General features: G+C 62.2%; 26 protein-coding genes. 13 read left to right on the forward strand and 13 right to left on the reverse strand.

Features of this window, described 5'->3' with window-relative positions; translation table 11 throughout:
- Positions 1-13 precede the first annotated feature (13 nt).
- From ACVWVP_RS02025 to ACVWVP_RS02035, 3 genes are all read right to left on the reverse strand, one after another.
- Positions 14-763, reverse strand: coding sequence for a uroporphyrinogen-III synthase (locus ACVWVP_RS02025; RefSeq protein ID WP_457404378.1), 750 nt, complete (start codon positions 761-763; stop codon positions 14-16).
- On the reverse strand, positions 760-1,701 hold the full coding sequence (gene hemC, locus ACVWVP_RS02030; RefSeq protein WP_178920280.1) for a hydroxymethylbilane synthase: 942 nt from the start codon (positions 1,699-1,701) through the stop codon (positions 760-762). Before hemC ends, ACVWVP_RS02025 begins: the two co-directional genes overlap by 4 nt.
- 138 nt (positions 1,702-1,839) lie before the next feature.
- Positions 1,840-2,586, reverse strand: a complete 747-nt coding sequence (locus tag ACVWVP_RS02035; RefSeq protein ID WP_457404380.1) for a LytR/AlgR family response regulator transcription factor — start codon at positions 2,584-2,586, stop codon at positions 1,840-1,842.
- A 503-nt stretch (positions 2,587-3,089) separates the two neighbouring features.
- Between ACVWVP_RS02035 and argH the strand changes: the two genes are divergently transcribed.
- Positions 3,090-4,484, forward strand: coding sequence for an argininosuccinate lyase (gene argH / locus ACVWVP_RS02040; protein WP_176994423.1), 1,395 nt, complete (start codon positions 3,090-3,092; stop codon positions 4,482-4,484).
- 142 nt (positions 4,485-4,626) lie between these two features.
- Here argH and ACVWVP_RS02045 read toward each other — a convergent pair whose 3' ends face one another.
- A complete protein-coding gene (locus ACVWVP_RS02045; protein ID WP_178920284.1) occupies positions 4,627-5,286 on the reverse strand; it encodes a glutathione S-transferase family protein in 660 nt (219 codons plus the stop codon).
- Positions 5,287-5,412: 126 nt separating this feature from the next.
- Between ACVWVP_RS02045 and ACVWVP_RS02050 the strand changes: the two genes are divergently transcribed.
- From ACVWVP_RS02050 to ACVWVP_RS02060, 3 genes are all read left to right on the forward strand, one after another.
- Positions 5,413-5,697: a hypothetical protein gene (locus tag ACVWVP_RS02050; protein ID WP_178920286.1), complete on the forward strand. Its 285-nt coding sequence runs from the start codon at positions 5,413-5,415 to the stop codon at positions 5,695-5,697.
- A gap of 95 nt (positions 5,698-5,792) precedes the next feature.
- Positions 5,793-6,047, forward strand: coding sequence for a TIGR02647 family protein (locus tag ACVWVP_RS02055; RefSeq protein WP_457404381.1), 255 nt, complete (start codon positions 5,793-5,795; stop codon positions 6,045-6,047).
- Between the two features lie 166 nt (positions 6,048-6,213).
- Positions 6,214-9,054: a class I adenylate cyclase gene (locus ACVWVP_RS02060; RefSeq protein ID WP_457404382.1), complete on the forward strand. Its 2,841-nt coding sequence runs from the start codon at positions 6,214-6,216 to the stop codon at positions 9,052-9,054.
- Here the strand turns inward: ACVWVP_RS02060 and rnk are convergent.
- The 3 genes from rnk to cyaY all read right to left on the reverse strand — a co-directional run bounded on the left by rnk (position 9,051) and on the right by cyaY (position 10,164).
- Complete coding sequence (gene rnk, locus ACVWVP_RS02065) at positions 9,051-9,464, reverse strand: nucleoside diphosphate kinase regulator (RefSeq protein ID WP_135311347.1); 414 nt, start codon at positions 9,462-9,464, stop codon at positions 9,051-9,053. The genes ACVWVP_RS02060 and rnk overlap by 4 nt on opposite strands.
- Before the next feature lie 131 nt (positions 9,465-9,595).
- Positions 9,596-9,814, reverse strand: coding sequence for a DUF1289 domain-containing protein (locus tag ACVWVP_RS02070; protein ID WP_046070059.1), 219 nt, complete (start codon positions 9,812-9,814; stop codon positions 9,596-9,598).
- Between the two features lie 2 nt (positions 9,815-9,816).
- Positions 9,817-10,164, reverse strand: coding sequence for an iron donor protein CyaY (cyaY, locus tag ACVWVP_RS02075; protein WP_016975873.1), 348 nt, complete (start codon positions 10,162-10,164; stop codon positions 9,817-9,819).
- 238 nt (positions 10,165-10,402) lie between these two features.
- Here cyaY and lptM point away from each other — a divergent pair, with 238 nt between their 5' ends.
- Genes lptM through ACVWVP_RS02105 form a run of 6 tightly spaced genes read left to right on the forward strand, consistent with a single transcriptional unit; the run spans position 10,403 to position 14,988 of the window.
- Positions 10,403-10,573, forward strand: coding sequence for an LPS translocon maturation chaperone LptM (gene lptM / locus ACVWVP_RS02080; RefSeq protein WP_034110232.1), 171 nt, complete (start codon positions 10,403-10,405; stop codon positions 10,571-10,573).
- A 9-nt stretch (positions 10,574-10,582) separates the two neighbouring features.
- Entirely contained in the window at positions 10,583-11,830 is a 1,248-nt protein-coding gene (gene lysA / locus ACVWVP_RS02085; RefSeq protein WP_178920292.1) for a diaminopimelate decarboxylase, read from the forward strand.
- A gap of 3 nt (positions 11,831-11,833) precedes the next feature.
- A complete protein-coding gene (gene dapF / locus ACVWVP_RS02090) occupies positions 11,834-12,664 on the forward strand; it encodes a diaminopimelate epimerase (protein WP_178920294.1) in 831 nt (276 codons plus the stop codon).
- Positions 12,665-12,677: 13 nt separating this feature from the next.
- Positions 12,678-13,394, forward strand: coding sequence for a DUF484 family protein (locus tag ACVWVP_RS02095; RefSeq protein WP_259172369.1), 717 nt, complete (start codon positions 12,678-12,680; stop codon positions 13,392-13,394).
- Positions 13,395-13,396: 2 nt separating this feature from the next.
- Positions 13,397-14,296, forward strand: coding sequence for a tyrosine recombinase XerC (gene xerC, locus ACVWVP_RS02100; protein WP_178920298.1), 900 nt, complete (start codon positions 13,397-13,399; stop codon positions 14,294-14,296).
- Complete coding sequence (locus ACVWVP_RS02105) at positions 14,293-14,988, forward strand: HAD family hydrolase (protein ID WP_178920300.1); 696 nt, start codon at positions 14,293-14,295, stop codon at positions 14,986-14,988. Before xerC ends, ACVWVP_RS02105 begins: the two co-directional genes overlap by 4 nt.
- Positions 14,989-15,184: 196 nt before the next feature.
- On the opposite strand, the gene sutA is transcribed toward ACVWVP_RS02105, so the two are convergent.
- From sutA to glnK, 4 genes are all read right to left on the reverse strand, one after another.
- Complete coding sequence (sutA, locus tag ACVWVP_RS02110) at positions 15,185-15,511, reverse strand: transcriptional regulator SutA (protein ID WP_178920302.1); 327 nt, start codon at positions 15,509-15,511, stop codon at positions 15,185-15,187.
- 103 nt (positions 15,512-15,614) lie between these two features.
- Positions 15,615-16,040, reverse strand: a complete 426-nt coding sequence (locus tag ACVWVP_RS02115) for a secondary thiamine-phosphate synthase enzyme YjbQ (RefSeq protein ID WP_178920304.1) — start codon at positions 16,038-16,040, stop codon at positions 15,615-15,617.
- Between the two features lie 211 nt (positions 16,041-16,251).
- Positions 16,252-17,592 (reverse strand): ammonium transporter, encoded by a 1,341-nt coding sequence (locus ACVWVP_RS02120; RefSeq protein ID WP_176994434.1) that lies wholly within the window; start codon positions 17,590-17,592, stop codon positions 16,252-16,254.
- A gap of 34 nt (positions 17,593-17,626) precedes the next feature.
- Positions 17,627-17,965: a P-II family nitrogen regulator gene (glnK, locus tag ACVWVP_RS02125; RefSeq protein WP_002555808.1), complete on the reverse strand. Its 339-nt coding sequence runs from the start codon at positions 17,963-17,965 to the stop codon at positions 17,627-17,629.
- Positions 17,966-18,387: 422 nt separating this feature from the next.
- On the opposite strand from glnK, the gene ACVWVP_RS02130 reads away from it, so the two are divergent.
- Entirely contained in the window at positions 18,388-18,648 is a 261-nt protein-coding gene (locus ACVWVP_RS02130; protein WP_025856328.1) for an accessory factor UbiK family protein, read from the forward strand.
- A 195-nt stretch (positions 18,649-18,843) separates the two neighbouring features.
- Positions 18,844-20,340 carry a YifB family Mg chelatase-like AAA ATPase gene (locus ACVWVP_RS02135; RefSeq protein WP_457404387.1) on the forward strand — a complete coding sequence of 499 codons (1,497 nt, stop codon included), beginning with the start codon at positions 18,844-18,846 and terminating at the stop codon, positions 20,338-20,340.
- 112 nt (positions 20,341-20,452) lie between these two features.
- On the opposite strand, the gene ACVWVP_RS02140 is transcribed toward ACVWVP_RS02135, so the two are convergent.
- Together ACVWVP_RS02140 and ACVWVP_RS02145 are read right to left on the reverse strand one after the other, a co-directional pair.
- Positions 20,453-22,429, reverse strand: a complete 1,977-nt coding sequence (locus ACVWVP_RS02140) for a methyl-accepting chemotaxis protein (RefSeq protein ID WP_178920308.1) — start codon at positions 22,427-22,429, stop codon at positions 20,453-20,455.
- Positions 22,430-22,606: 177 nt separating this feature from the next.
- Positions 22,607-23,527 carry a LysR substrate-binding domain-containing protein gene (locus ACVWVP_RS02145; RefSeq protein ID WP_178920309.1) on the reverse strand — a complete coding sequence of 307 codons (921 nt, stop codon included), beginning with the start codon at positions 23,525-23,527 and terminating at the stop codon, positions 22,607-22,609.
- Positions 23,528-23,677: 150 nt separating this feature from the next.
- Between ACVWVP_RS02145 and ACVWVP_RS02150 the strand changes: the two genes are divergently transcribed.
- On the forward strand, positions 23,678-25,081 hold the full coding sequence (locus tag ACVWVP_RS02150) for a NorM family multidrug efflux MATE transporter (protein WP_178920310.1): 1,404 nt from the start codon (positions 23,678-23,680) through the stop codon (positions 25,079-25,081).
- Positions 25,082-25,140 lie beyond the last annotated feature (59 nt).

Genomic DNA, 25,140 nt, shown 5'->3' on the forward strand with positions numbered 1-25,140 from the left:
GGAGCGGCTTGCCTCATGGGACAGAGCTGCGCAACGCCACTAACAAAGCCGCGGCACTCGCGCCGCGACAATCCACAACTTTTTCTGCGCCCGCCGCCCGCGCCATCTCACAGACTCGCGGGCTCGGCACGAACAACGGCAACTGTGCCACAAGCGGCCAATCCGGGCCGGCCAACGCCTGCAGGTGCAAAAAACCCTGCCCACTGCTGACCACCAGGCCATTCAAGCGTTCCAACTGGATGCGTTGCATCAGCACCCCGACGTCATAGGCCGGCAGGAAACGGCGGTACAACGCCAGATACTCGACACTAGCACCTTGCTCGCGCAAACGCTCAGCCAGCAGCTCCCGGCCGCCCTCCCCGCGCAGGATCAACACCCGTGCACCGGGCCGTGCAATCGCTTCGCGCAGGGCCGGCAGCGCCAGCAAGGCCTCGCTGTCGTCACCGGTTTGCGGATAATGAACGTCCAGGCCCTGGTCGGCCAGTACCTGCGCAGTCGCAGCACCGACACTGAACCACGGCAGTTGCGGCCAGCGTCGGTCCAACCGCTGCACAGCGAGGCGCGCAGCCGGCTTGCTGACGACGATCACCGCGCAATAGCGGCCTAGATCATCGAACACAGCCTGCTGTGCCGGGGTGATGGGTAAAGGTTCGGTGTCCAGCAAGGGCAGGCTGCTGCTGAAGATGCCCGCATCGGACAACGTCGCCGCCAGTGCTGCCGACTCCTCGGCAGGCCGCGTCAGCAGCACACGCCAGTCGGTCACTGTGGACCGGCCTCGCCATAGACTTTCTGCAGAATGGCGCCGGCGCCTTTTTCCAGCAGCTCTTCGGCCACCTGGATGCCCAGGGCCGTGGCATCGCGTTGCGGGCCGCGCACCTGGGCGGTGAGCAAGGTACCGCCCTCAGGGTCGCCCACCAGACCACGCAACCACAGGTTTTCACCCTCAAGCACGGCGTAGCAGGCGATCGGCACCTGGCAGCCGCCGTTGAGGTGCTTGTTCAAGGCGCGTTCGGCGGTCACACGGACTTCAGTGTCGGGGTGATCGAGAGGCTTGAGCAGCGCGTGGATTTCACTGTCGGCGGTACGGCATTCGATGCCCACGGCGCCCTGCCCGCCTGCTGGCAGGCTGTCTTCGACGCTGATGGCCGAGGTGATGCGATCCTCGAAACCCAGGCGGATCAGGCCGGCGGCGGCGAGAATGATCGCGTCATACTCACCCGCATCCAACTTGGCCAGGCGCGTATTGACGTTGCCCCGCAGGAAGCGGATCTGCAGGTCCGGGCGGCGGGTCAGCAACTGTGCCTGGCGACGCAGGCTGGAGGTGCCGACGATGCTGCCCAGGGGCAGATCATCCAAGGAGGCGTAGGTGTTGGAAACGAAGGCATCACGTGGGTCTTCACGCTCGCAAATGCAGTACAGGCCCAGGCCTTCAGGGAAGTCCATCGGCACGTCTTTCATGGAGTGCACGGCGATGTCGGCTTCGTTTTCCAGCAGCGCGGTTTCCAGCTCCTTGACGAAAAGCCCCTTGCCGCCGATCTTCGACAGCGGCGAGTCGAGCAGCTTGTCGCCGCGACTGACCATGGGCACCAGGGACACTTTGAGGCCCGGATGGGCCTGCTCAAGGCGTGCTTTGACGTATTCGGCCTGCCACAAGGCCAGGGCGCTTTTACGGGTGGCGATGCGGATTTCGCGAGAGGACATGGATCAATCCGTACTGAATAGATACGGCAGATAATAACAGCTCAGGCAAATACGCTTTGATTTGAATCAGCAAGTGCGGGGCCTCCCTGGCCGCGCCGCACCGGGATAAGACATTATGGCCTGGCTCCAGCCCTTGGGCTAAAGCTGCTGCATCATCTTGCGCACACCGGCCACATGGCGGCGACTGACGATCAGAGCGTCGCCGTTAAGCCCCTTGAGGAACAATTGGAAGTGCCCCAGTGGCGTGCGTTGCAGGCGTTCTATTCGCTCGCGGGCAACCAGCGCGTTGCGGTGGATGCGCACGAAACGATCGCCAAATTCATCTTCAAGGGCCTTGAGTGGCTCGTCGAGCAACACCTCGCCGGCCTCGTGGCGCAGCGTCACGTACTTGTGATCGGCAATGAAGTAGACCACCTGGCTCAGGGGAATCAGCTCGATGCCTTTGCGGGTACGCGCACTGATATGGCTGCGCGGTCCATTGCCGCTCTGGGCTGCCGGCTGAGTCAAGGCGGCAAGCTGGACGCGGGTTGGGCGCTCGGCCTTTTTCAGGGCCTTGAGCAAGGCGTCGCCCGTCACCGGCTTGGTGAGGAAGCTGACACCGCTGGCTTCCAGCGTCTCCGCGGAAAACTCTTCAGCGGTTGCGCAAAAGACCACGGCAGGTGGCGACTCTCGCTCGCTCAATCGGGCCGCAACTTGCAAGCCATCGAGGCCCGGCATACGGATATCGAGCAACACCACATCCGGCTTGAGGCTGTCGATTAGCGCCAACGCCTCTTCACCGGTGGTGGCGCTCGGTTCAAGAACTGTATAACCCTCAAGTTCACTGACCAGTCGGCTCAGTCGCTCGCGGGCTTGGGGTTCGTCATCAACGATCAGGACATTCATATTGCGCTGGATTCCTGCGTGAGTCTCGCACAAGGATAGCGTAGACAGGTGCGGTGACTTGCGTCACAGCGATCCACGCTAAGACTAGCGCGAGCGGCAAAAAGTGCCCCGAGAGCGGCACCCATATTTACCCGGACCTGTTCAATTGCGCCCAAGACCTGCTGCCTTCGGGCACTGTCGTAGGGTTTGCTGATACACAATCCGAATACCCCCCTTTTTAAATGGATAGTCTGGGTTCTGACCGCATCACCCGACTTTGGTGCATTCACGCTCTATCAGTGCAACTGTAGACGCTCACTGAGACGACATTGTGCAATCGTCAAATATCGTTTCAATAAACCGCTGCCCCCAGTCTCTTCCCGGACGCGTTCGGCGGCAAGGCACTTAGCCATCCTTCGCACAAATAAAAATGCCGACCACCCGCAGCACCGCGTTCCCGGGCAACCCTGTTATTATCGCCGGCACACCTCAACGCCTCTTTTAAGCAGATCACGAGCGAATCCATGAGCACCGACAAGACCAACCAGTCCTGGGGCGGCCGCTTCAGTGAACCCGTCGACGCCTTCGTCGCCCGCTTCACCGCCTCCGTCACGTTCGACCAGCGCCTCTACCGCCACGACATCATGGGCTCTATCGCCCACGCGACGATGCTGGCCAAGGTCGGCGTACTGACCGACGCCGAGCGCGACAGCATCATCGACGGCCTGACCACCATCCGTGGCGAGATCGAGGCCGGTACGTTCGACTGGCGCGTCGATCTGGAAGACGTGCACATGAACATCGAAGCCCGCCTCACCGACCGCATCGGTGTGACCGGCAAGAAACTGCACACCGGCCGTAGCCGTAACGACCAGGTGGCCACCGATATCCGCCTGTGGCTGCGTGACGAAATCGACCTGATCCTGGGCGAAATCACCCGCCTGCAAAAAGGTCTGCTGGAGCAGGCCGAGCGCGAGTCGGGCACTATCATGCCGGGCTTCACCCACCTGCAAACAGCGCAGCCTGTGACCTTTGGCCACCACCTGCTGGCCTGGTTCGAAATGCTCAGCCGCGACTACGAGCGCCTGGTGGATTGCCGCAAGCGCGCCAACCGCATGCCCCTGGGCAGCGCCGCACTGGCCGGCACCACCTACCCGATCGACCGCGAATACACCGCACAACTGCTGGGTTTTGACGCCGTAGGCGGCAACTCCCTGGACGGCGTGTCGGACCGCGACTTCGCCATCGAATTCTGCGCCGCCGCCAGCATCGCGATGATGCACCTGTCGCGCTTCTCCGAAGAGCTGGTGCTGTGGACCAGCGCGCAATTCCAGTTCATCGACCTGCCGGACCGCTTCTGCACCGGCAGCTCGATCATGCCGCAAAAGAAAAACCCCGACGTACCTGAGCTGGTACGTGGCAAGAGCGGCCGCGTATTCGGCGCGCTGATGGGCCTGCTGACCCTGATGAAAGGCCAACCTCTGGCCTACAACAAGGACAACCAGGAAGACAAGGAACCGCTGTTCGACGCCGCCGACACCCTGCGCGACTCACTGCGTGCCTTTGCCGACATGATCCCGGCGATCAAGCCCAAGCACGCGATCATGCGTGAAGCGGCGCTGCGCGGTTTCTCCACCGCCACCGACCTGGCGGACTACCTGGTACGCCGTGGCCTGCCGTTCCGCGACTGCCACGAAATCGTCGGCCATGCGGTGAAATACGGCGTAGACACCGGCAAGGACCTGGCGGAAATGAGCCTGGAAGAACTGCGTCAGTTCAGCGACCAGATCGAGCAGGACGTGTTTGCCGTGCTGACCCTGGAAGGTTCGGTGAATGCCCGTAACCACGTGGGCGGCACAGCACCGGCGCAGGTCAAGGCCGCCGTCGCACGCGGCCAGGCCCTGCTCGCCAGCCGCTAGACCTCGTTTTCTGCTGCAACGCGGTCAACCCTGTGGGAGCGGGCTTGCTCGCGAAAGCGGTATTTCAGTCACCGATACATTGACTGATCCACCGCTTTCGCGAGCAAGCCCGCTCCCACATTTTGAGCTGCGCTCGTCGTAATTATTTTTTTGCCGCAATCATCGCCATAAACGCCGGCATCGCGGCTTCCCTGTCCGCCGCAACCTTCTGCGCATTGGGCATGGCATGCAGCTTGTCCAGCAGCGCTTTCGCCTTAGGCATCTCAGCCAGAAAATCCAGCCCAAACAACTTCTCGCCCACCACGCAGGCGAGGTTCATGCTGTACATGAAATACAGATCGGCAAGCGTGAAGCTCTCTCCGGCGACATAGGGTGCGAACTTGCCATGTCGCCCCAGTGCCCCCACCCCCAGCAGCAATTCGGCCTTGGATTTGTCCTTGATCGCCTCCGGCACCGGCATACCGAAAAACGCTTCAGCGAAACAGGCGCGGGCTGGCAACTCGATGTACAGCTCGATTTCCCGACACAGCGCCAGCACCTGAGCGCGCTGGAACGGCTCGGCGGGCAGCAGTGAAGGACCTTCCTGGGTTTGCTCGAGGTATTCGAGGATCACGCTGGTCTCGTTGATAAACCCCTGCTTGACGCCCAGTACCGGCACCTTGCCTCGCGGGCTGACCGCCAAGGCTTCGGGGGTTTGGCCAGCGTAAAAAGGCACCTCTTCGAAAGGCAGCCCTTTCTCCAGCAACGCCAGCTTGACCATGTTGTAGTAGTTGCTGACCGAAAAACCGTAGAGCTTGAGCATTGCAGGTGCCTCCAGGCCGGGTATGGGGTTGGCTGCATGAGTTATAGATCCGAAGCGTCCACCTGACCAGCAGCATCACCCGCCTGAATGGGCGTAGACTGGCGCCCTTTCCTTGAGGAGCCTGCCATGAGCGAGCCGACCGATATCGACAACGACGAAGAAGAATTCGCCGAGACCACCCTGATCGAAGCGATCGAAAACCAGATCGAAAGCGAAAACCCGCCTGCCGCCAAGGCCACGTTCAACAAGCTGACCCTGGTGGGTTACGAGCGTGAAGACATCCTGCAAATGATGGCCCACGTGCTGGCCGTCGAGATCGACGCTTTGCTGGAAGAGGACCGCGCGTTCAATACCGAATGGTATGAAACTGCACTGCGCGCGCTGCCGACGCTGCCGCCTGAAAAGCAATAACCCCGGCACACTCAACACGCTGGACAGTTCGGCAAAGTGCGTTCACCTTATTGCCTGCTAGCCTCTAATAAATTCTTAGAAAGTCTGGAGTCCTTATGTCGTATACCCCTGAGTTGGTTGCCGAACTGGAAATCCTTGTACTCTTCCCCCTGGACAGCACCAAAGAAGGTCTGAAAGTCCACCAGACCGCCGCTCCGACTGCCATCGCCGCCGCCAAACGCCTCCACGCCAAAGGGCTGATCGACCAGCCAGACGGAGGCTACCTGACCAGCCTCGGCCGTGACGCTGCGGAGCAGGCCCAAACCCTGCTGACCATCTTGACCACCGCCCATACCAAAGAAGCTGCCTGACACGTGATATCGCCCATGGAGTCCGCCGATTGCGGATTCCGAGGGCGTTGCTGTGGGTCGATAAAATTCTGACGTCAAAAACCTTTTCCCTCTAAACCTCCTACGCTTCTGACTGTAAACTCCTACATGGCCGCCCACGTCGGGCCCTGCAGCCTGCGAAGCCGAAATGACCCGCACCCATGAAATCCGCCCCGACCTGGACGAAGGCATTGACCGCAAGGTGCTGGCCCAGTTGCGCGCGCGTTTCATGGCCCTCAACGAAGGCCGTATGGCCAGGGCAATCGAGGGGCTGACACCGCGTCAGCAAAGCGTGCTGACACTGCTGCCGCTGTTTTTCCACGTCAACCACCCGCTGTTGCCAGGCTATGTTTCGGGCAGCACGCCTGCCGGACTGTCGAACTTCGAACCCGACGCCCAGGCCCTGACCGAAGCCCAGCGCCTGACCCGTTCCTTTTCCTATAAGCCGCGCCATGGCAACCCGCCCCGCCCTATCCACGGCCTGTTCTTGATGGGCAGCCTCGGCACCCTGGCCCAGGCGGACCAGAGCGACATGGACGTGTGGGTGTGCCACGCGCCGGACCTGGGCGAAAACGAACTGGCCGAACTGCGCAAGAAATGCCAGTTGCTGGAAACCTGGGCGCTGAGCATGGGGGCCGAGGCGCATTTCTTCCTGATCGAGCCCACACGCTTTGTGCTGGGCGAGCGCGACACCCAGCTCAGCTCCGACGACTGCGGCACCACCCAGCACTACCTGCTGCTGGACGAGTTCTATCGCACTGCCATCTGGTTGGCTGGGCGCACGCCGATCTGGTGGCTGGTGCCGGTGTATGAAGAAACCCGCTACGCCGAGTTCACCCACGCGCTGATCTCCAAGCGCTTTATCCGCGCGGATGAAACCCTCGACCTCGGCCACCTGGCGCACATTCCTCCGGGGGAGTTCATTGGTGCCGGCCTGTGGCAACTGTTCAAGGGCATCGAATCGCCCTACAAGTCCGTGCTCAAGCTGCTGCTCACCGAGGTCTACGCCAGCGAACACCCCAACGTGCAGTGCCTGAGCCTGCGCTTCAAACGCGCGGTATTCGCCAACCAGATGGACCTGGACGAGCTGGACCCTTACATCGTGGTCTACCGCCGCATCGAGGAGCACCTCAAGGCGCGCAACGAGCCGGAACGCCTAGAGCTGGTACGGCGCGCGCTGTACCTGAAGGTCAATCGCAAGCTCAGCGCCGGCAAGGGCAGCACAAGCTGGCAGCGCTTGCTGCTTGAGCGCCTGGCCCATGAATGGGGCTGGGACCAGCGTCAACTGGCGCTGCTGGACAGTCGCAGCCAGTGGAAAGTGCGCCAGGTGGCGTCCGAGCGCCGCGCCTTGGTCAATGAGCTGAACTACAGTTACCGCTTCCTCACCCAGTTTGCCCGCACCGAACAGACCGTCAGCCTGATCAACAAGCGCGACCTCAATGTGCTGGGCCGGCGCCTGTACGCAGCGTTTGAACGCAAGGCCGGCAAGGTCGAGTTCATCAACCCGGGGATCGCCCCGGACCTGGCCGAAGACACCCTCACCCTGGTGCAGTCGCCTAACCGCAAGGAGCCGGGCCAGCACCATTGGGGCCTGTACAACGGCAACCTCACCGCTCTGGAATGGGAGCACTTTGCGCCGATCAAGCGCAGTCGCGATCTGTTGGAGATGCTGACCTGGTGCCATCGCAACGGCGTGATCGACACCAGCACACGCCTGGCCCTGCACCCGGGCACCAGCGACATGACCGAGTTCGAGCTGTTCAACCTGCTCGGCAGCTTGCAGCAGACCATCGCCCTGCCCCTGGCCAGCGTCGACGAAGAACGCCTGCTGCGCTCGGCGGTGCCGGAGGACGTGTTGCTGCTGATTAACGTCGGGGTCGACCCGCTCAAGCATCACCGCGACCTGAACATCCTGATGACCACCGAGCGTACCGACTCCCTGAGCTACGCCGGGGTGCGCGACAACCTGGTGCTGACCCTGGACCAGGTCACGCTCAATAGCTGGAACGAGGTGATGGTCAGCCGCTACGACGGCCCCCACGCCTTGCTCGACTGCCTGCGCGACTACCTCAACCAACTGCCGTCAGATCACCTGCCCCGGCTGCGGGTGCGCTGCTTCTGTCACAACCGTGCGCAGTTCATTGCACAGCGCGTCGGGGAAATTTTCGACACGGCGCAAAACCTGCTGCTGGGCCAGGGCAACCATCGCTACCTGCTTCAGGTGCAGCAGCACTATCACGTCATGGAACTGATGCCGGGGCAAGCCACCCATGTCTCGTTGCCGACCCAGGAGGCGCTGATCGCCTACCTCAGCGAAGAGCTGGCCAGCTACAGCCCGCTGCACCTGGACGCCATGGCCCTGGAGGACCATGACCTGGCACTGCTGCTACCCATGGGTCAGGCCGATTGCGTGCAGGTGTTCTACAGGGTCAACGAGGGGTTCGCCGAGCTGTACGTGCTGGATGAGTTCAATGCGCTGTGGCAACAGCGCCTGCCATTTCATGATGAACAAAGCCTGTTGGCGCCGTTGCAGCGCTTCCTGCAATCGATCATCTATCGTCGCGAGGCGCTCTCGCCCCTGAACACTCAACACCCCTTGGGCGGTGTGCAAACCCTGTATTACCAGTTATTACCGTCTGGCAGTACCCGTGCTCGCGGCATCGAACCACGGCCAGCGCCGCAGAACCCGGCGAACAAGCCGTTCTACGATGTGCAGGCGATCATCGGGAAGGCGGCGCCGGGTTTGGTTGGCATCACCCTGTATTGCAACCAGCGGGAATTTTCCGAGCTGGAATTTGGTGACCAGTTGTTTGCCGTGGTGGCCCAGGAGATTGTCGGGCAGCGCCGCGAGACCGAGCGCTACCGCTGCTACATCACCGACCTCGACCTGTCCGGCCTGCTCGGTGATGTGCAAAGCCCTAGCAACCTGTACCTGCGCTACAAGGCCGAGCTGGAGCTGTCGCTCAACGAGGCGTTGAGCCAGCTTTAGAGAGGAAACGCGCCGCCGTCTTTCGGCTGGCCTTCAACGCTGAGCAATTCCAGCTTGAGGGTCTTGCCACCGGGAGCCGGCCAATCGATGTGCTGGCCCACTTGCAGGCCCAGCAAGGCACTGCCCACCGGTGCCAGGATCGAAATCTTGCCCTCGTCGGCATTCGCGTGCTTCGGATAGACCAGGGTCAGATGGTAGTCCTTGCCACTGCCCTGCTCACGGCAATGCACGCTGGAGTTCATGGTCACGACACCCGCAGGCACTTCATCGTGGCCAACCACGTCTTCGGCGCGGTCGAGTTCGGCTTGCAACGCTTCGACGCCGGGAGATTCGTCGCCCAGGCGGTCGATCAGTTGCTCCAGACGCTGCACGTCAAGACGGGTGAGGATGATGGACGGTGCGGTGGTCATGATTCAGGCAGACTCCTTTTTTCTGCACAAAAAAGCAAAACCCCGCCAGAAAAAGGCGGGGTTCTCACGGGCCTCGATGAGTTGAGGCGTACCCGGACACTACCACAGCGTCACAAATAAACAAGACGACCTCAGGCGCGCGCCTTGCGCTGTTCGGCCTCGGCGCAGATCACCCGGCGCCGCGCATCGTCGGCGGAGCGCCATTCCCGGATGTCTTCCACGTGGCGGAAGCAACCGAGGCAGACTTTTTGCTCATCCAGGCGACACAAACTGATACAAGGTGACGGCACCGCCGGGCTGACATTACTGAACAACGGCTTGGGCGGACGGACGGGTGCAGGCTGGGTCACGGTCAGTTCTCGTCCTGCCCCAACTCATCAAAGTCCAGCGCTTCGCCGGTATATTCCTCGACCAGCCGCGCGAGCATTTCACCCAACAGCTCCTCACTCTTATCGCACTGCCATTTGCCGCTTTCTTCGTCATAGTCGAAGTGAACGCCACCGGAACGTGCTGCCAGCCACAGCTGACGCAAAGGCTCCTGGCGGCTGAAGATCAATTGCTGACCGCTCTCGAACTTGACGGTCAGCACGCCCGCCGAGTTTTCCAGGTCCACGTCCAGGCCGCTGTCGTCGAAAATATCTTCCAGCGCCTGCTGGGTCGAATCCACCAGGTCGTGAAAACGGGCTTCGGTCAAACTCATTGTGGCAACCTCAAAAGTGTCTGGTTTTGCTCAAGCGCCGCACGATACGGGCGAGCTTCGCCGATTGCAAAGGATACCGATTTCATCACAGGTGACGGCATGAAATATCCTCAGCCAGCGTAGTACGCATCCGAACTCTCTCGGCAAAGCCCCGCCAGACGGGTATTCCAGCGCATAGGCAAGCTGGCGGGTGGTCGGTATACTCGGGCGCAATTAATGCATATTCAAGGATTTCGCCATGAAGCGCCTGATCTCTTCTCTTGCTGCGCTCGTCGCGGTCGCTTGCCTCGTTAGTGCCTGTGGTCAAAAAGGCCCGCTGTACCTGCCCGATGACAGCAAAGACCCGAATGAACAGGCGCAATCGTCGCAAAAGCCAGCCAAAGCGCATAAGCACGACACCTACGAATAAGGGAAACCCATGGACGCTTTTAACTACCGGGACGGCGAGCTGTTCGCGGAAGGCGTGGCGTTGTCCGCGATTGCCCAGCGCTTTGGCACCCCGACCTATGTGTACTCCCGTGCGCATATCGAAGCCCAGTACCGTTCTTTCACCGACGCCCTCGACGGCGTGCCGCACCTGGTGTGCTACGCGGTCAAGGCCAACTCCAACCTGGGTGTACTGAATGTCCTGGCGCGATTGGGCGCCGGTTTCGACATCGTCTCCCGTGGCGAACTGGAACGTGTGCTGGCCGCTGGCGGCACGGCTGACAAGATCGTGTTCTCCGGCGTCGGCAAGACCCGTGAAGACATGCGCCGCGCCCTGGAAGTCGGCGTGCATTGCTTCAATATCGAATCCACCGACGAGCTCGAACGCCTGCAGGTCGTGGCCGCCGAGATGGGCGTTCGTGCGCCGATTTCCCTGCGCGTCAACCCGGACGTCGACGCCGGCACCCACCCCTACATTTCCACCGGTCTCAAAGAGAACAAGTTCGGCATCGCCATTGCCGACGCCGAGGACGTGTACATCCGCGCCGCCCAGCTGCCGAACCTGGAAGTGCTGGGTGTCGACTGCCATATCGGTTCGCAACTGACCAGCCTGCCGCCGTTCCTGGATGCGCTCGACCGCCTGCTGGCGCTGATCGACCGCCTCGGCGAATGCGGCATCTACCTGCACCACATCGACCTCGGTGGCGGCGTGGGTGTGCGCTACCGCGACGAAGAGCCGCCGCTGATCGCCGACTACATCCAGGCAGTACGCGAGCGCATCGAGGGCCGCGACCTGACGCTGATGTTCGAGCCAGGCCGCTACATCGTGGCCAATGCCGGTGTGCTGCTGACCCAGGTCGAGTACCTCAAGCACACTGAGCACAAGGATTTCGCCATCGTCGACGCGGCGATGAACGACCTTATCCGCCCGGCCCTGTACCAGGCCTGGATGAATGTCACTGCCGTGACGCCTCGCCAAAGCGAAGCCCGCGCCTATGACATCGTCGGCCCGATCTGCGAGACCGGCGACTTCCTCGCCAAGGATCGTCAGTTGGCCCTGGAAGAAGGCGACCTGCTGGCCGTGCATTCGGCCGGTGCCTATGGGTTTGTCATGAGTTCCAACTACAACACCCGCGGTCGTACCGCCGAGGTGCTGGTGGACGGTGATCAAGCGTTTGAAGTGCGTCGCCGCGAGACGGTAGCCGAGTTGTATGCTGGCGAAAGCCTGCTGCCGGAGTAAGCCATGCTGCTGCGTTTTACCAAGATGCACGGGCTGGGCAATGACTTCATGGTCCTGGACCTGGTCAGCCAGCACGCGCATATCCTGCCCAAGCACGCCAAACAGTGGGGCGACCGTCACACCGGGATTGGTTTCGACCAACTGCTGATCGTCGAGGCGCCGAGCAACCCGGAGGTGGATTTCCGCTACCGGATCTTCAACTCCGACGGCTCCGAAGTGGAGCAGTGCGGCAACGGTGCCCGCTGTTTCGCCCGCTTTGTGCTGGACAAGCGCCTGACCGCCAAGCGGCAGATCCGCGTCGAGACCAAGAGCGGCGTGATCGAGCTGGATATCCGCAGCGACGGCCAGATCAGCGTCAACATGGGCGCGCCACGCCTGGTGCCGGCAGACATCCCGTTCCAGGCCACCGAGCAGGCGTCCAGCTACGCGGTCGACGTCGACGGCCAGATCGTCGACCTGGCAGCGGTCTCCATGGGCAACCCCCATGCGGTGCTGCGGGTCAATGACATCAACAACGCGCCCGTGCATGAACTGGGGCCGAAGATCGAACACCACCCGCGCTTTCCGGCACGGGTCAATGTGGGCTTCCTGCAGGTGATCGACCGTTCCCGCGCGCAACTGCGCGTTTGGGAGCGCGGCGCCGGCGAAACCCAGGCCTGCGGCACCGGTGCTTGCGCCGCTGCCGTGGCCGCGATCAGCCAGGGATGGATGGATTCGCCCCTGCTGATCGACCTGCCCGGTGGACGCCTGTCCATCGAATGGGCAGGCCCTGGCCACCCGGTGATGATGACCGGGCCGGCCTCGCGCGTATACGAAGGACAGGTCCGTCTATGAGTGAGCCAAGCCAATGACCGATAAGCCTCAAGTACCCGCACATGCGTCCCCGAGCGAAAGTCTGGAGGCCGCCGCCGTCGCGGCGTACCTTGAGGCTAATCCGGACTTCTTCGTCCAACACGAAGAGTTGCTGCCGGCCCTGCGCATTCCCCACCAGCGTGGCGACACCGTGTCGCTGGTGGAGCGGCAGATGAAGATCCTGCGCGAGCGCAATATCGAAATGCGCCACAAGCTCTCGCACTTGATGGACGTCGCCCGCGACAACGATCGCCTGTTCGAGAAAACCCGCCGCCTGATCCTGACCTTGATGGACGCCACCAGCCTTGAAGAAACCGTCATCGCCGTGGAAGACAGCCTGCGCCAGGACTTTCAGGTGCCGTTTGTCAGCCTGATCCTGTTCAGCGACAACCCGATGCCGGTGGGTCGCTGGGTCAGCGGCGGCGAAGCGCAGACCGCCATTGGCGGCTTGCTGTCCGAAGGCAAGACCATCAGTGGCACCTTGCGTGAGCATGAGCTGGACTTCCTGTTTGGCGCCGAGCAGCGTAAGCAGATCGGCTCCACCGCCGTGGTTGCCCTCAGCCACCAAGGCTTGCATGGCGTACTCGCCATCGCCAGCCGCGACCCTGCGCACTACAAAAGCTCGGTGGGCACGCTGTTCCTGACCTACATCGCCGAAGTGCTGGGCCGCGTGCTGCCACGCTTCACCACCGCCTTGCGCGCGGTGCGCTAGCCATGGAACGGCAACTGGACGCTTATTGCGCTCACCTGCGCAACGAGCGCCAGGTGTCGCCCCATACGCTGGAAGCGTACCGACGGGATTTGAACAAAGTCCTGGCGTACTGCGAAAAGCAGCAAATCAGCAGCTGGAAGGCCCTGGACATCCAGAGCCTGCGCAGCCTGATCGCACGCCTGCACCAGGCCGGGCAATCCTCGCGCAGTCTGTCCCGCCTGCTGTCGGCAGTGCGTGGGCTCTATCACTACTTGAACCGTGAAGGCCTGTGCGATCACGACCCGGCCAATGGCCTGTCGCCGCCCAAAGGCGAACGGCGCCTGCCCAAGACCCTCGACACTGATCGTGCCTTGCAGCTTCTGGACGGTGCTGTCGAAGATGACTTCCTCGCCCATCGCGACCAGGCGATTCTTGAACTGTTCTACTCCTCGGGACTGCGCCTGTCGGAGCTGACCGGCTTGAACCTCGACCAACTCGACTTGGCGGACGGCCTGGTACAAGTACTCGGCAAGGGCAGCAAAACCCGCGTACTGCCAGTGGGCAGGAAGGCCCGGGAAGCCTTGCAACTGTGGTTGCCGCTGCGCGCCCTGGCCAACCCCGTGGACGACGCAGTGTTCATCAGCCAGCAAGGCCGACGCCTGGGGCCACGGGCGATTCAAGTGCGGGTCAAGGCAGCCGGCGAACGCGAGCTGGGGCAGAACCTGCATCCCCATATGCTGCGGCACTCCTTTGCCAGCCATATGCTGGAATCGTCCCAGGACCTGCGCGCAGTGCAGGAACTGCTCGGCCACTCCGACATCAAGACCACGCAGATCTACACCCATCTGGACTTCCAACACCTGGCAACGGTGTACGACAGCGCCCATCCACGGGCCAAACGCATCAAGGGCGGCGACTCATGAGTATCAAGCTGATCACCTTCGACCTGGACGACACGCTCTGGGACAACGTACCGGTCATCATCAGCGCCGAAGCGTCGATGCGCGAATGGCTGGCGGTTAACGCGTCCAAGGTCGGCGACTTGCCTCTGGAGCATTTCGCCAGCCTGCGCCAGCAAGTGCTGGAGCGTCATCCCGAACTCAAACACCGCATCAGCATCTTGCGGCATCGCGTGTTGATGCATGCGTTCGAAGAGGCCGGATATGCACAACCACAAGCTACGGAAATGGCGGATGTGTGTTTTGAAGCGTTCATTCATGCGCGCCATCAACTCACCCCGTTCCCCGAAGCCGAGCCCATGCTCCAGGCCCTGCGCCAGCACTTCCTGCTGGGGGTGATCACCAACGGCAACGCCGATGTGCAACGCGTTGGCCTGGCCGAATACTTCCACTTTGCCTTGCGTGCCGAAGACATCGGCATTGCCAAGCCGGATGCGCGGTTGTTTCAGGAGGCGTTGCAACGTGGCGGCGTGGACGCGAGCCAGGCGGTGCATATTGGCGATCATCCGGGAGATGACATCGCCGGGGCACAGCAGGCGGGGCTGCGGGCGGTGTGGTTCAACCCGACGGGTAAGGTGTGGGACGCGGATAAGCGCCCGGATGCAGAAATCCGCAGCTTGAACGAGCTGCCGCCACTGCTGCGCAACTGGCAGTAACACCAGCGATCAAAATGTGGGAGCGGGCTTGCTCGCGAATGCGGTGTATCAGTGCCAGATGAGCTGGCTGACCCACCGCATTCGCGAGCAAGCCCGCTCCCACATTAGATTCACAGTGACTTGTAGAAAAACTTATTCCAGGCATGAAAAAGCCCGCAGCGACGGCGGGCTCTTTCCTACAAGCAGGTGGCTGACCTCAGATAGGTCGGCTGCCGTACTTGTTATCCGGCTTCTTCGGTGGATCTGCCACCACGTTGGCCTCGACTTCCTGCACTTTGCCGCCTTTGGCGAGGAATTCTTCCATCGCACGGGCCAGCGCATCGCGCTCTTTGTTCTTGGCTTCAACGCTCGGCAGTTCGTCTACCGACACAGCAGCCTTGGCTTTGCCTTTGGCGGCTGGAGCAGGTACATCATCGCCACCGTCGTCGTCAGCAACGTCTTCCGCCGCCGCTTCAAGACCTTCTTCGGTGTCGTCTTCGTCACCTACTTCGAGTTCGTCGTTTTCCAGATCATCGTCGCTCATGTTCTACCTCATGACTTGCGAAAAGCAGATTAGTTATAGCCCAGCTTCACCAACTGTCGAAGGCTGCCGGAAAAAAATCAACATCCACTGGATTTCCAGTGGCTTATGCCTCTTCACCGTGCAAGGTGACGAGGACTTTACGAGCACCGCCATGATCACGGTGCTCGCCCAGATAAACACCTTGCCAGGTCCCCATCGCCAAGCGGCCGGCCTTGACCGGCAAACTCAGCTGGCAGCCCAGGAGACTGGCCTTGAAGTGCGCCGGCAGGTCATCCGGACCTTCGTCGTTGTGTTCGAATCCGGCGCGGCCTTGCGGCACCAGCGAATTGAAGTAACGCTCGAAGTCACGGCGAACCGCCGGATCGGCATTCTCGTTGACGGTCAACGAGGCCGAGGTGTGCTGCAGCCACAGGTGCAAAAGCCCCACACGACAGGCCTTCAATTCAGGCAAGCCGGCCAGCAACTCATCGGTCACCAGGTGAAAGCCCCGGGGCTTTGCCCGCAGGGTAATCAGGGTCTGTTGCCACATACAGTTCTCCGCCCATCGGCGCGCATTCTAGCGCGCTCTGGGAAAAAACAAAGTGTCGAATACGCCTACATGCCTGTAAGACATTCGCATGCTCAAAAGTGCCGCGTGCGCCCCATCACAAACTCGACGCAAAAACCGGTACAGCGCCCTATGACTGACAAACACCAGACAAAAAAATGCCCGGCAAGCCGGGCATCTTTTTTTCGCGTACTTACAAGTTGTAGCCGCGTTCGTTGTGTTGCGCCAGGTCGAGGCCAACCGCCTCTTCTTCTTCGGTAACCCGCAGACCCATCACGGCATCCAGCACCTTGAGGATGATGAAGGTCACGATGGCCGTGTAGATCACGGTGAAGCCGACGCCTTTGCACTGGATCCAGACTTGCGCCGCGATGTCAGTGGTGGCCGCGTTGAAGCCGCCCAGCGAAGGGGCAGCGAACACGCCGGTCAGGATCGCACCGAGGATACCGCCGATGCCGTGCACGCCGAAGGCGTCCAGGGAGTCGTCGTAGCCCAGTTTGCGTTTCAGGGTAGTGGCGCAGAAGAAGCACACCACGCCCGCTGCCAGGCCGATCACCAGGGCGCCCATCGGGCCCACGGTGCCAGCGGCCGGCGTGATTGCGACCAGGCCAGCCACCACACCCGAGGCAATGCCCAGTGCGCTTGGCTTACCGTGGGTGACCCACTCGGCGAACATCCAGCCCAGGGCCGCAGCAGCGGTCGCGATCTGGGTAACCAGCATCGCCATGCCGGCAGTGCCGTTAGCCGCCGCAGCGGAACCGGCGTTGAAGCCGAACCAGCCGACCCACAGCATCGCCGCGCCCACCAGGGTGTAACCCAGGTTGTGCGGTGCCATTGGCGTGGTCGGGAAACCTTTGCGCTTGCCCAGTACCAGGCACGCCACCAGGCCAGCCACACCGGCGTTGATGTGCACCACGGTGCCGCCAGCGAAGTCCAGCACGCCCCAGTCGCCCAGCAACGAACCCGGACCGCCCCATACCATGTGGGCAATCGGCGCGTAGACCAGGGTGAACCAGACGCCCATGAAGATCAGCATCGCGGAGAACTTCATGCGCTCGGCGAAAGCACCGACGATCAGCGCAGGGGTGATGATGGCGAAGGTCATCTGGAAGGTGACGAACACCGCTTCAGGGAACAGCGCCGCAGGGCCGGTGATGCTTGCCGGGGTGACGCCCGACAGGAACAACTTGGACAGGCCGCCCACGAAGGAGTTGAAGTTGACGACGCCTGCTTCCATGCCGGTGGTGTCGAACGCCATGCTGTAGCCGTAGACGAACCACAGAATGGTGATCAGGCCGGTGATGGCGAAGCACTGCATCATCACGGACAGAATGTTTTTGGAGCGAACCATGCCGCCGTAGAACAGCGCCAGGCCCGGAATGGTCATGAACAGTACCAGCGCGGTGGATGTGAGCATCCACGCGGTGTCGCCGGAATTGAGGACTGGAGCAGGGGCTGGATCCGCCGCCAATGCCAGGGCCGGCATTACGAGGGACAACAGGGCTCCTAGCCCTGCGAATTTACGCAGAGTCATATTGTTTTCTCCTGGGGCGTTGGGGTTTGGCGGCTTAGATTGCGTCGGTATCGGTTTCGCCGGTACGGATGCGAATAGCCTGTTCCAGATTGACCACGAAGATCTTGCCGTCACCGATCTTGCCGGTGTTGGCGGCCTTGGTTATCGCCTCGATAACCCGGTCAAGATCCTTGTCGTCAATGGCGACATCAATCTTCACCTTCGGCAGGAAATCGACCACGTATTCCGCGCCGCGATACAGCTCGGTGTGACCCTTCTGCCGACCGAAGCCTTTGACCTCAGTAACGGTAATGCCCTGCACGCCGATCTCGGACAATGACTCGCGTACATCGTCCAACTTGAACGGCTTGATGATGGCAGTGACTAGCTTCATGAAAACTCTCTCCCGAATTGGTGGACTTGCCCCAGGAAAACAAACCCGTCTCAAGTCTAAGCGCAGTGCCTGGCTTTGTAACGCGTCGTCGCCTCGGCATTTGCCTTTGCGACGCCAGCGAACCACTGGTGACGAAACCTGTACCCCTGATCCGTCGGCGCACTGCATTCGTCACAGCGACTGCATCAGTGCATGGGTCATGATCGTCTAAGCAGAAACCTTGCCAGCTCCGTAAAAATCACTGAAATCAGTCCTTTGCCCACTTATGCCCACCTCCGGGGCTTTTTCGCGGCGGCAATGCGCACAAAAACAGTGCGCCACTGCCCGCCCCACTGCGCGAAAAGCGTGCGCGCCCGCCCGTGAAAAAGACTATAGACGGTGCGTGGTACACTGCCGGCCAACAGTTTTCCGGAATATTTCCCATGCTCGCGCCCAAAGACCTCCTCGACGCCCTGAGCGGCCACGCCTCTCGCCTGTTCAGCGGCGACACCCCGCTGCCCCGCAACGAAATCGAAAGCCAGTTCAAGGCGCTGCTGCAAAGCGGCTTCAGCAAACTCGACCTGGTCAGCCGGGAAGAGTTTGATAGCCAGATGGTCGTGCTGGCCCGTACGCGTGCACGGCTGGAGAGCCTGGAGGCGAAGGTGGCAGAGCTGGAAGCACGGCTGACACCGCCCACTGAATAACGCCGCCCTCTGTAGGAGCTGGCTTGCCAGCGATGAGGCCCTCAGGCTCAACACCTGCCTCCAGGTCGCCATCGCCGGCAAGCCGGCTCCTACAGGTTACCGATATGTTCTGTAAAACCTCCCCCGCCTCGCTCTCTCCCACCTCGTCTACCCTTGAAAAACCGCAGGAAGCGGCCCTCCATTCAAGGAACGAGCATGTCCCTCGCCATCGTCCACAGCCGCGCCCAAATCGGCGTTGAAGCCCCTGCCGTCACCGTAGAAGTGCACATGGCCAACGGCCTGCCATCCCTGACCCTGGTCGGCCTGCCCGAAACCGCCGTCAAGGAGAGCAAAGACCGCGTACGCAGCGCGATCCTCAACAGCGCACTGCAATACCCCGCCCGCCGTATCACCCTCAACCTCGCGCCCGCCGACCTGCCCAAGGACGGCGGGCGTTTTGATCTGGCGATTGCCCTGGGGATCCTCGCGGCCAGCGCGCAGGTGCCGTCGTTGATGCTCGACGATGTGGAATGCCTGGGGGAACTTGCGCTGTCGGGCGAGGTGCGCGCAGTGAAGGGAGTGTTGCCAGCTGCGCTGGCGGCACGCAAGGCCGGGCGCACCGTGATAGTGCCCCGGGCGAATGCCGAGGAGGCGTGCCTGGCGGCGGGGTTGAAGGTGATCGCGGCGGACCATCTGCTGCAAGTGGTGGCGCACCTCAATGGGCATCAGCCCATCGAGCCCTACACATCTGATGGTTTGCAGTACCTGAACAAACCTTACCCGGACTTGAGCGAAGTCCAGGGTCAACTGGCAGCCAAGCGTGCGCTGCTGATCGCGGCGGCGGGCGCGCATAACCTGCTGTTGAGCGGGCCACCCGGTACGGGCAAGACCTTGCTCGCCAGCCGCCTGCCGGGCCTGCTGCCACCGCTGAGTGAACAGGAAGCCCTGGAAGTCGCGGCAATTCAGTCCGTCGTCAGCCTGGCTCCCTTGAGCCACTGGCCTCATAGGCCATTTCGTCAGCCCCACCATTCGGCGTCCGGCCCGGCCTTGGTGGGGGGCGGGTCGAAGCCGCAGCCGGGGGAGATCACACTGGCCCATCACGGTGTGCTGTTCCTGGATGAACTGCCGGAGTTCGATCGCAAGGTGCTTGAGGTGCTGCGTGAACCCCTGGAGTCTGGGCACATCGTGATTTCCCGCGCTCGCGACCGGGTGAGTTTCCCGGCACGCTTCCAGCTGGTGGCGGCCATGAACCCCTGCCCTTGCGGCTACCTGGGCGAACCCAGTGGGCGCTGCCGCTGCACGCCGGAACAGATACAACGCTACCGCAACAAGCTCTCCGGGCCGCTGCTGGACCGCATCGACCTGCACCTGACCGTTGCACGGGAAAGCACAGCGCTGAACCCGACACCGCAGGCCGGCGACGATACCGCCAGTGCCTCCAGGCAGGTCTGCGCAGCCCGTGAACGCCAGCAACGGCGCCAGGGTTGTGCCAATGCCTTTCTGGACCTGCCGGGGTTACGCCAGCACTGCCAGCTGTCGAAGGTCGATGAAGGCTGGCTGGAGACCGCCTGCGAGCGGCTGACCTTGTCCCTGCGGGCGGCTCACAGGCTGTTGAAAGTGGCGCGGACCCTGGCCGACCTTGAGCAGACAGACGCAATCGCACGCCATCACCTGCAAGAGGCCCTGCAATATCGGCCGGCAGCCATCACCTGAGCGCAACACCTACCAGGGTAGGAGCCGGCTTGCCGGCGATGGCTGCCTCAAGGTTTGCGCGAGGCCTGAGGGCCTCATCGCCGGCAAGCCGGCGCCTACAGGGGGCGGGGTGTCAGCGGAAGCGGTCGACCTCTTGGCGCAAGCCCGCCGCCAGGGTTTCCAGTTCCTTGGCGGTGATCGCCAGGTTCGACACCACTTCACGCTGTTCGCTGTTGGCCAGCGCAATGCTTTGCAGGTTGCTGCTGAGCACGTTCGCGGTGCTGCTCTGTTCCTGGGTCGCGGTGGTGATCGCCGCAAATTGCTGGCCGGCCGAGCGGCTTTGCTCGTCGATGCGCGCCAGGGCCGAAGCCACGTCGGCGTTACGCGACAGGCCTTCTTGCATCAACACATTGCCGCGCTCCATGGTGCTGATGGCGTTGCCGGTTTCCTGCTGGATGCTCTGGATCATCCCGGAGATTTCATCAGTGGCCTCACGGGTACGCGACGCCAGGTTGCGCACCTCGTCGGCGACCACCGCGAAACCACGGCCTTGCTCGCCGGCCCGTGCAGCTTCGATGGCGGCGTTCAGCGCCAACAGGTTGGTCTGCTCGGCAATCGAGGTGATCACTCCCACAATCCCGCCGATTTCCTGGGAGCGCTGGCCCAAGGTGTTGATCACCGTGGCCGTGCTGTTCAGTGCCGTGGCGATATGTTCCAGCGACGACGAGGCTTCTTGCATCGAGGTGCGACCGATGCGCGTCTGCTGGGCATTTTCCTGGGCCAGGCGTTCGGTGTTGCCCATGTTGTCGGCGATGTTCAACGAGGTGGCACTGAACTCTTCCACTGCGCCGGCCATGCTGGTGATCTCGCCGGACTGCTGTTCCATGCCTTCATAAGCGCCACCGGACAACCCGGACAAGGCCTGTGCTCGGCTGTTGACCTCTTCGGCCGCCTTGCGGATGTGCGAGACCATGGTCGACAAGGCTTCACCCATCTGGTTGAAGCTGCGTGCCAACTGGCCGATTTCGTCATGGCTGGCCACGTTCAAGCGTGCGCTCAAATCGCCGGCGCCCAGGGCTTCGGCCTGGCGCACCAGGTCACTCAACGGCTGCAGTTTGCTGCGCAGCAGCCAGACCGCCGCGCCGACCGCCAGCAGCATTGCCAGCACGCTACCGATTACCAGGCGAATACCTACCGCCCAAGTGACTGCGCGGATCTCGGACTTCGGCATGCTTGCCACCACCGACCACGGGCCGCCTTCGAACGGCACCGAGACGCTGTAGAAATCTTCGTTCTTGTCACTCCAGAAGCGGCCTTCACCGGGCTTCTTCGCCAGGTCGAGCATCACCGGGATCGCCTGATCCAGCGCCTGCACGCCCGCCGGTGGCACCAACCAATGTTTCTGTTCGTCCAACAGCGCCAGCGAGCCGGTCTGGCCGATACGGAAGCGCTTGAGGTTGTCGAACTGGGCCTTCTGCTCGTCGGTGTAGTCAAAGCCGATGAACAACACGGCGATGACCTTGCCGCTGGCGTCACGCACCGGGGTGTACTGGGTCATGTAGGAGCGGTCGAACAGCACGGCCCGGCCCACGTAATTCTGCCCTGACAGCAGGCGCTGGTACGCCGGGTGCTGGTGGTCGAGCACGGTACCGATGGCACGGTTTCCGTCCTGCTTGGTCAGGGAGGTGCTGATACGAATGAAGTCCTCGCCGCTGCGCACGAACACCGTGGCCACGCCGCCGGACATCTGCTTGAACTCATCCACTTCATCAAAGTTGTTGTTCAGCACCTCCTCGCCCAGGTACAGGCTTGGGGTTTGCACGCCGGCCACGGTGACTGGCTGGTCTGCACGCACGCTCAGGCCGGCGCCGAAGCGCTTTTCGAACAGCCCGCTCAAACGCTGGGTACTCTCGCGCAAGGTGCTGTGGAAGGTATTGAGTTGGTCGGCCAGCAAACGCGCCTCGCTGGCCAGGTGTTCCTCGCGGGTGTCGAGGTTGGCCGAGTCGAGGGAACGCAAGGCAAAGACGGTACTGCCGCTGATGACGACAGCCAGAATAACGGCCAAGGCGAGGCCTAGTTGGGAGGCGATCCGAGCGCGAGGTTGAGACATGACAGCTCCTGGCCGAGGCCAGGATCATCCTGATCTCATAGCGCTGCTCGGCAAATTATCTGGTGGGAAACGTTGGTGCACGATGGTTCCAACACACCTTCTTCGGCGGGCGCGGGCAATACTTGAGCGATTCACAGGGGTATCGCGCAAACGATTGCACGAACGGTAGGCCGCGCATCAGTCGAGGCGCTGCACCTGAGGCAATTCCATGGCCTTGACTTCGCCCTGAAGAAACTCCGCCAAACGTCGCAGCCGCTCTCCCCCGGGGCGGGTTTTCGGCCACACCAAGTAATAGTTTTCACCACTGGCGACTGCGGTGGGCCACGGCAGGCTCAACCGCCCCTGAGCCACGTCCTCCGCCACCATCAGCAGGTCGCCCATGGACACCCCGTAGCCCCGCGCGGCAGCAATCATGCCCAGTTCAAGGGTATCGAACACCTGCCCGCCCTTGAGCGACACCTGGGACGACAAGCCCATGCGCTCCAGCCAATTGCGCCAGTCGCGACGGTCGGGCGTGGGATGCAGCAACTCGGCGGTGGCCAGGCGCGCTGCATCCCAGGGCCCATCCTCAAGCAGGTTGGGCGCCCCCACTGGAATCAGCAACTCGGGGAACAGGTAACTGGCTTCCCAATCGGCCGGGAAATGTCCGTAGCTCAGCAGCACCGCACAATCGAACGGCTCCTGATTGAAGTCCACCTCATCCACGCTCATCCACGCACTGGTCAGTTGCACCTCGTTGCCCGGCTGCAACGCCCGGAAACGACTGAGCCGCGCCAGCAGCCAGCGCATGGTCAGGGTCGAGGGTGCTTTCATGCGCAGGATGTCGTCTTCGGCATTCAGGGTATGGCAGGCCCGCTCCAGCGCGGCAAAGCCTTCACGCACGCCGGGCAACAGCAGGCGCGCCGCTTCGGTGAGTTGCAGGGTGCGCCCGCTGCGCTGGAACAGGCGACAGGCAAAATGCTCTTCCAGCGTACGGATATGCCGGCTGACCGCACTCTGGGTGATCGACAGCTCCTCGGCGGCGCGCGTGAAGGAGTTATGCCGGGACGCAGCCTCAAATGCACGCAGGGCATAAAGCGGAGGGAGGCGGCGCGACATACGGAAAACTCCTACAAACCAAAGCAGCACCCTAGCAGAATCCGTATACATGAGTATTAGTCATGCGAACGATCGCTTTTATCCTTTTGTGCAATGCACCAGAAGCGCCGAGAATCGACCCTTCCCCACCCCTCTGACTTTTCGAGCGTGATGATCATGCAGCATCCGGCGCGTACCGAACTCTGGGCCATCCTGCGGCTGTCAGGGCCGTTGATTGCCTCACAGTTGGCGCACATGCTGATGGTGCTGACCGACACCCTGATGATGGCCCGCCTGAGCCCCGAAGCCCTGGCCGGTGGTGGCCTGGGCGCGGCCAGCTATTCCTTTGTGTCGATTTTCTGCATCGGCGTGATTGCTGCCGTGGGCACCCTGGTGGCCATTCGGCACGGCGCGGGCGATATCGACGGCGCCACCCGCCTGACCCAGGCCGGGCTGTGGCTGGCGTGGCTGATGGCGCTGGCGGCGGGTCTGCTGCTGTGGAACCTCAAGCCGCTGTTGCTGATGTTTGGCCAGACCGAAGCCAACGTGCACTCGGCCGGGCAATTCCTGACGATCCTGCCGTTTGCCCTGCCGGGTTTCCTCAGTTTCATGACACTGCGCGGTTTTACCAGCGCGATTGGCAAGGCGCAGCCGGTGATGGTGATCAGCCTGTGCGGTGCGGTGGCCAACTACCTGCTCAACCACGCACTGATCGAAGGCATGTTCGGCCTGCCGAAACTGGGGCTGATGGGCATTGGCCTGGTCACCGCCCTTGTCGCCAACAGCATGGCCCTGGCGCTGTGGTGGTACATCCGCAGTAATCGGACCTACTCGGCCTACCCGCTGGGCAAAGGCCTGCTGCGTCTCAACACCCAGTATTTGCGCGAGCTGTGGCGCCTGGGCCTGCCGATCGGCGGCACCTATGCGGTGGAAGTCGGATTGTTTGCCTTCGCCGCGTTGTGCATGGGCACCATGGGCAGCACGCAGTTGGCGGCGCACCAGATTGCCCTGCAGATCGTGTCGGTGGCCTTTATGGTGCCGGCCGGCATGTCCTACGCGGTGACCATGCGCATCGGCCAGCACTACGGCGCCGAGCAGTTGCTGCAGGCACGCCTGGCCGGGCGGGTGGGCATCGGGTTTGGCGCGGCAGTGATGTTGGCATTTGCGGCAGTGCTGTGGCTGTTTTCCGACCCGCTGATCGGGCTGTTCCTCGACCATAACGATCCGGCCTTCCACGACGTGATCGTGCTGGCTGTCAGCCTGTTGGCAGTGGCGGCGTGGTTTGAGCTGTTCGACGGCGTGCAGACCATCGCAATGGGCTGCATCCGTGGGCTGAAGGACGCCAAGACCACCTTCCTGGTGGGGTTGGGTTGCTACTGGTTGATCGGCGCGCCGTCGGCCTGGTGGATGGCCTTCCACCTGGGCTGGGGCCCGACCGGGGTGTGGTGGGGGCTGGCCCTGGGCCTGGCCTGCGCGGCCATCAGCCTGACCTGGGCATTCGAAGCGAAGATGAAACGCATGATCCGCAAAAACCCTGAGACCCGCGCTGAATTCCAGGCAATGCAGCCTGACTAGAGGACGTGCGCGGTCAGATAACTCATCTGGTGCTGATACACCGCCATCGCAGGCAAGCC

The organism is Pseudomonas sp. TE24901 (assembly GCF_054058375.1).